General features: G+C 40.3%; 2 protein-coding genes and 2 pseudogenes. 2 read left to right on the forward strand and 2 right to left on the reverse strand.

The annotated features are described in order from the left end of the window. Positions 1-1,157, reverse strand: a pseudogene (locus IQ215_RS14180) (hypothetical protein); the annotation flags it as partial. Between the two features lie 62 nt (positions 1,158-1,219). After that, positions 1,220-1,363 (reverse strand): hypothetical protein, encoded by a 144-nt coding sequence (locus tag IQ215_RS14185; protein WP_193802048.1) that lies wholly within the window; start codon positions 1,361-1,363, stop codon positions 1,220-1,222. 77 nt (positions 1,364-1,440) lie between these two features. Between IQ215_RS14185 and IQ215_RS14190 the strand changes: the two genes are divergently transcribed. Next, positions 1,441-2,040 carry a superoxide dismutase gene (locus IQ215_RS14190; RefSeq protein WP_193802049.1) on the forward strand — a complete coding sequence of 200 codons (600 nt, stop codon included), beginning with the start codon at positions 1,441-1,443 and terminating at the stop codon, positions 2,038-2,040. A 147-nt stretch (positions 2,041-2,187) separates the two neighbouring features. Beyond that, positions 2,188-2,399, forward strand: a pseudogene (locus tag IQ215_RS14195) (hypothetical protein); the annotation flags it as partial.

The following is a 2,399-nucleotide window of genomic DNA, read 5'->3' on the forward strand; positions in this document are numbered from 1 at the left end:
GTTAAAGCCCCAGAAGTCAAAACCCCCCCCCAATTAATACTACGACGACTCAAGCCAAAATTGTCCAACAGCACAAAATCTGCTTGGGTAATTTGTTGCCCTTCACGGACAATGGCTTCATTAGCCTGAATCGAAACCACAATGGGTTTAATTTCCTCAGCGGCCCTTTCTGCCCTAGCCTTAGTCGCTTCCTCATCCGTCACCAAATTAGTGCGCAAATTATTACTAATTAAACTCACCAACGCCCCTTTTAAATCCCCAGACACACCTTGGGCCGATAAGTTATTTTCCACTGCCCTAACTCGCATCTCCTCCGGTAAACCAAAAGGAATACCTTGATTTAAAATACGACTCGTAACCCCATTGACTAAATCTCGAATCTCCCGCCAACGTCTTTCAGTCAAATCCAAAAACCGTTTTTTCTCTCCCTCATTTAACTCCGATAAATTCGCCAACAAATCCATGGCTACCCCATAATTACTTCTATGGATAGCTATCTGATTGATTAAATTATCAAACTCCTCCTCACTTACCCTCTGCTGATAATTAATTAATTCTTCCACTGCCCCTTTAAACATGGCATCAGAAGAATCCGACTCCTGTAAAATATCCAGATTATCTCGATTTTCGATCACACTGCGCCACTGTGCCTCATCCATCCCCCTTAAATATTGCACCGCTTCCCGAGAAATAATCCCACCATCAATCTCAGGATTTGCCAATAATACTTCCCTTGCCTGTTGAATTTTTTCCAATCTTTCCCTAATGGTATTTTTAACCGATTCAGTGGTGGTGGTATCTTCCTTCAAGGTAGGTAACAAACCGCTTCTGGTGTTGCGACGAAGTTCTTCCGTGGTTTGATGATCAATAAACGAACCATCTTCCGGCGCTACAATGGTGTTAGGTGCAATAGTACCCACAGCCAATTCTGGTTGATTATAGTAACGATAGCTAATTATTCCCGTAATGGTAGTGGCTGAAAGGAGAATCATTACAGGAGGATGAACTTTACAGATCAATTTAAACCATTTTGGTTTTGTACCCATATTTTGATCCGTTTCCGAGCAAGATTGTTGAGGGTACTCTTGATGGCTTGGATTACCATAGGCTTGTTGCCATTTTTTTAAAGTCTGGCTAATAGACTGTAAAGTTTTCATATATAAAGTGTTGGTGAGAAGCTAAAATCGGAATAATCAGTTTTATTTATTTTGGTTCTTCTCTATTCTAATGAATTATATTTTTTATCAAGGAACTTTGCTTTGCTTCCCCTAAATTCTGTCTCGGTGCGATCGCCCCTATCGTAACATCTAATACCTAAAAACTTGACAACGATCGCCCTTAAATGATACCTTAAAAGTAGCAAACTAAGAATGATTCTTAAAAACAACAAAAGTTTGTTAAGATTTATTATAGAAGTAAACTACGGCAATAAAAAATAATATGGCTTACGAATTAGCACCTCTTCCTTACGACTACAGTGCCTTAGAGCCTTGTATCTCTAAAAGCACCTTAGAATTTCACCATGACAAACATCACGCAGCTTATGTAAGTAAGTATAACGATGCAGTCAAAGGCACCGAATTAGAATCTAAACCCATCGAAGAAGTAATCAAAACCATTGCTAATGACGCTAGTAAAGCCGGTGTATTCAACAATGCCGCCCAAGCATGGAATCATAGCTTCTACTGGCAATGTATGAAGCCCAACGGTGGTGGCACTCCCACAGGGGATTTAGCCACTAAAATCGACGCTGACTTCGGTAGTTTCGATAAATTTGTAGAAGCATTTAAAACCGCCGGTGCTACCCAATTCGGTAGCGGTTGGGCTTGGTTAGTATTAGACAACGGCACTTTAAAAGTGACCAAAACTGGCAACGCAGACAACCCCATCACCGCAGGGCAAACCCCCCTTCTCACCATGGATGTATGGGAACACGCTTACTACCTAGACTATCAAAACAAGCGTCCTGCTTACATCGACGATTTCTTAGGTAAATTAGTAAACTGGGATTTTGTCGCTCAAAACCTAGCTAACGCTTAATAATAAATAATAAGCACATTTTTACTAATTTTGCCCAAAATTAGCGAGAATTAAAGAAAAATAAATAATAAGATAGAGGGAAAATCATCGCAAAACTATTAACTTAGTAGCCTTTGATTTCCCTTTTTCTTTAACCAACACTTGCCCATGAATAATATTGTCTTCATCAGTAAACTAATTACCATTGATCACGGTCAATATATCGTAAAAGTCAAAGCAAAACAAGAAAATCAAACCATCGGCAGCGCCCTTGCCTCTGCCCATAGCGTTGAAGAAGCCGAAGATAAAGCCCGTCAAAGGGTTTTAAAATTAATCAACAACGCCCCTGCCCCCACAACCGCTATTCCCCATCCTCCATC

It is taken from the genome of Cyanobacterium stanieri LEGE 03274, assembly GCF_015207825.1.
GTDB classification, from domain to species: Bacteria; Cyanobacteriota; Cyanobacteriia; order Cyanobacteriales; family Cyanobacteriaceae; genus Cyanobacterium; species Cyanobacterium stanieri_B.

Bases quoted from the DNA above. Each gene is read 5' to 3' on its own strand.
- IQ215_RS14190 (WP_193802049.1), top strand. From the start codon at position 1,441: ATGGCTTACGAATTAGCACCTCTTCCTTACGACTACAGTGCCTTAGAG.